This window comes from Glaciimonas sp. GG7, assembly GCF_052976905.1.
In genome coordinates, this window is record NZ_JBRIIQ010000170.1 from 1 (window position 1) to 4,777 (window position 4,777).

General features: G+C 56.5%; 1 protein-coding gene. It reads left to right on the plus strand.

Annotation, left to right across the window (positions count from 1 at the left end):
- On the plus strand, positions 1–4,777 hold a 4,777-nt coding region (locus ACVBEF_RS20545), incomplete at both ends, for a glucoamylase family protein (RefSeq protein WP_447125764.1).

Below are 4,777 nucleotides of genomic sequence, written 5' to 3' on the forward strand. Positions count from 1 at the left end.
CCCAACCGTTACGGCACCGACGTTAGCCGTCGTCATCGCTGGATGCGGGGTGACTGGCAAATCGCGGGTTGGTTGCGCCCGCGGGTACCGGCAACTGACAGCCAACATCCACGCCAGCCGAACGCCCTGTCGACCCTATCGCATTGGAAAATTTTCGACAATCTGCGCCGCAGCATGGTCTCCCCCGCCCTGTTTTTATTACTCGTTGCAGGCTGGACCTTATTGCATGCGCCGATGTTCTGGAGCACCACGGTCGCCGCCATCATCATCTTGCCGTACATGGTCGGTTCGCTCAACGACCTCCTGCGCAAACCCGTAGACGTCTTGCTGCAACAACATCTCATGGCCGTCTTGCGCAGCAGCGGTAACTATTTAGTGCAGGCTTTACTGACGTTGGCATTCTTGCCTTATGAAGCCTGCTTCAGCCTCGACGCCATCGTGCGCACCAACTGGCGCAATCTGATCTCGCATCGGCGCATGCTGGAATGGCGCCCTTCCAGCGAAATCACGCGCCATGGCAAAACAGATTTATTGAGCAGTTTTCGCGCCATGTGGGTAGAGCCGGTGCTGGCCATCGCCATTGCAACGGCGATGATGCAATTTTCACCGATGACTTTATTGAGCATAGCGAGCGTAATGGACGTAATGAGCGCCACACCGTTGCTCATCCTGTGGATCATAGCGCCAGCAATCGCCTGGCGGATCAGCTTGCCTCAACCACCGCGACCATCCCAACTAGGCACTGAACAACATCGCTTTCTGCGCAACTTATCGCGCAAAACGTGGGCATTTTTTGAAACCTATGTCGGCCCCGAAGACAACTGGCTGCCGCCCGATAATGTGCAGGAAAAACCGGTCGCAGTCGTCGCCCACAGAACCTCGCCGACCAATATCGGTATGGCCTTACTGGCCAATCTGTCGGCCTATGATTTCGGTTACATCCTCACAGCGCAATTGCTTGACCGTACCGAAAACACCTTGCGCACGCTCTCCACGCTAGAACGGTATCGCGGTCATTTCTATAACTGGTATGACACGCAATACCTCAAACCGCTCTACCCGATGTATGTATCGACGGTCGATAGCGGCAACTTCGCCGGACATCTGCTGACCTTACAAGCGGGCCTCAATGACCTTGGCGACCAACCGATTATTGGCATGCAATGGCTGCACGGTCTGCAAGACACGCTATCGATATTGACCGAGGAAATGAAGGCTGAAAAAAAATCAAATCCCGTTTCAACTATCAGCGCCACGCGTGAATGCGCCGCCTTTCAGAAAGCGATAACCAACGCCTTGCGTGGGCCGCCGCTGAGTCTTCTCGCATTCCAACAATCCATTGAAGAATTAACCGAATGTGCCTTAGAAATAGAGCACGCAACACACACCGCGAACGTAGGGAAAAATTCAGAAATAGCCTGGTGGACACGCGCGCTACTGCATCATTGCAGCGAAGCGAAAGCCACGCTGGCATGGTGTGCGCCGTGGATGATGTTGCCGCAACATGCGCACTGGATAACGGAGTTTGCGCTGCTCAATCACATTCCGACCATGCACGATCTGATTGTGCTTGAGGCGCTATTACTGCAATCCGAATACAAGATAACCAAGCCGATGGTTGCCCGCGTTGACAATAACAATGATGCCAACCATGAATATGAAGAGCCTCAACCACCGCGCCTATGGAACGCAGAAGAAAAAATCCAGCTTGCCGAAATCCATGTCAGCGTGATCGAGGCCGCCTTGCGCGCCGCTACCTACCTCAAAACCATCGCACGCTTAACGCTGCAACTACGTGAAATGGCGCAGACGGAATACGCGTTTCTCTACGATCGCAGCAGCCATTTACTGGCCATCGGCTACAACGTGAGCGAACGCCGTCGCGACGCCGGATTTTACGATCTGCTGGCCTCGGAAGCGCGCCTGTGCAGTTTCGTCGCCATCGCCCAAGGTCAGCTCCCGCAAGAAAACTGGTTCTCGCTTGGACGCCAACTCACCACAGCTGGCGGTGCGCCTATCTTGCTGTCATGGAGCGGCTCGATGTTCGAATATCTGATGCCGCTGCTGGTGATGCCCACCTTCGAACATACCTTGCTGGACCAGACTTATCGCTCCGCCGTCAAACGTCAGATTGACTATGGCGCACAAACCGGCATGCCGTGGGGCATGTCAGAGTCCGGTTATCACGCCTTCGATGCCAGCCTCAATTATCAATACCGCGCCTTTGGCGTGCCCGGACTGGGCCTTAAACGTGGCTTGGCCGACGATCTGGTGATCGCCCCCTACGCGTCGGTATTGGCCTTGATGGTCGCCCCGGAAGCCGCTTGCCTCAATCTGCAACGGCTCTCCGCAGAGGGATTTGAGGGCAAGTATGGCATGTACGAAGCCATCGATTACACCCGCTCACGCCTGCCGCGCGGCCAATCCTATGCCCTGATTTGTTCCTTCATGGCGCATCATCAGGGTATGAGCTTGCTGGCGCTGACGTATCTGTTGCACGACAAACCGATGCAACGGCGCTTTGCCTCAGACCCCTTATTTCAGGCCACGATGCTGCTGCACGAGCGCGTGCCCAAGGCGGGCGCGTTCTATTCCAACACCAGCGAACTATCGGACATCCGCACCGTGGCTGCCGTCACACAAGAGATGCCGGTGCGCATTCTCGGCAGCGCCAACACGCAGGTTCCCGAAGTCCAATTGCTCTCCAATGGTCATTATCACGTCATGGTCAGCAATGCCGGCGGCGGCTCTTCCCGTTGCCGCGATCTTGCAGTGACGCGTTGGCGCGAGGACACGACCTGCGACAACTGGGGCGCGTTCTGCTACGTGCGCGATCTTGCCAGCGGTGTGTATTGGTCCAGTACTTTTCAACCGACCCGCAAACCGGCACGCGAATATGAAGTCATTTTTTCCGAAGGCAGGGCCGAATTTCGACGCCGCGACACGAGTGAGGACGGCGACGGCTTTGACATCGACATGCATACCGAAATCGTGGTCTCACCCGAAGACGATATCGAACTGCGCCGCAGCCGCATCACCAATCGCGCGCGCAATCCCCGCACCATCGACATCACCAGCTATGCCGAAGTCGTCATCGACGCAGCGGCAGCCGATAACGCGCATCCCGCCTTCAGTAATCTGTTCGTCCATACGGAGATATTACCGCTGCAACGGGCGATATTGTGTACCCGTCGTCCCCGTTCGATGACTGAAAACCCGCCGTGGATGTTGCATCTGATGGCAGCGCATGGGGCCCATATCGATGCCGTTTCATATGAAACCGATCGCCTGCAATTTATCGGCCGTGGCCGCTCAAGCGCCGTCCCGCAAGCGATGCTCAGCCGCGCTGCGCTCTCCGGTAGCGAGGGCGCGGTGCTCGACCCCATCGTCGCGATCCGCTATTTGTTGACACTCGCGCCGGAACAAACGGTGACTATCGATATCGTCACAGGGATGAGCGATAACCGCGAAAACTGCCTGACCCTGATCGAAAAATATCACGACCGCCATCTGGCCGATCGCGTCTTCGATTTATCCTGGACCCACAGTCAGGTCATTTTGCGGCAAATCAACGCTACTGAAACCGATGCACAACTGTATGGCCGGCTCGCCAACGCGATCATGTACGCCAACAATGTACTGCGTGCCGACGCCAGCATTCTGATTAAAAATGCGCGTGGACAATCCGGACTCTGGAGTTACGCCATCTCCGGCGACTTACCGATCGTTCTGGTGCACATCCACGAGCTCGCCAATATCGAATTGATCAGGCAACTGGTGCAGGCGCACTCGTGGTGGCGGCAAAAAGGGCTGGCCGTCGATCTGGTGATCTGGAATGAAGATCACGCCGGGTATCGGCAATTGCTACAAGACCAGATCATGGGCTTGATTGCCGCGAGTATCGAAGGCCATTTTATTGATCGCCCCGGTGGCATTTTTGTACGGCCCGGGGATCAGATTGCCAGTGAAGACCGGATATTGCTGGAATCCGTTGCGCGCATCGTGCTCACCGATCGTAACGGTACGCTGGCCGAACAAATCAATCGGCGCGGCGCACCGGAAGTCCGTATACCGCGCCTCATTGTAAGTAGAAGTCCAGGCACGCCACCGACTACACAGCGCTACGCGAGTACCGAGGTGCGCGCTCCCGCCATCCAACGCAGCGATCTTATGTTGACCAATCCGTATGGCGGTTTTACGCCAGATGGGCGCGAATATGTGATCACAACAGACGACCGTCAACAAACCCCTGCGCCCTGGGTCAATGTGCTGGCCAATGCCGAGTTCGGCACAGTGGTGGCCGAAAACGGCGTGGCCTACACCTGGGGCGAAAACGCGCACGAATTCCGACTCACGCCCTGGCATAACGATCCGGTGAGCGCCGCCAGCGGCGAAGCGTTCTACCTGCGCGATGAAGAAACTACCGAATACTGGTCGCCAACACCGCTGCTGTCAGCTATTGCACCTGCCCCGCTTTACGTCACCCGCCACGGCTTTGGCTATAGCGTCTTTGAGCACGTTGAAAACGGCATCGCCTCGGCACTCTGGGTGTATGTGGCAACGGACGCGTCGGTCAAGTTTTCGGTTCTGAAATTGCGTAACGATTCGGGCCGCACGCGCAAACTCACAGCGACTGGCTACGTCGAATGGGTACTCGGCGATCTGCGCCAGAAATCGATGATGCACATCGTCACCGAAGTTGATCCGCACAGCGGTGCGATCTTTATCGATTCGTGCTTGTCCGTGGTACTCGGCATAGAACTACTGAGTCGGAGAC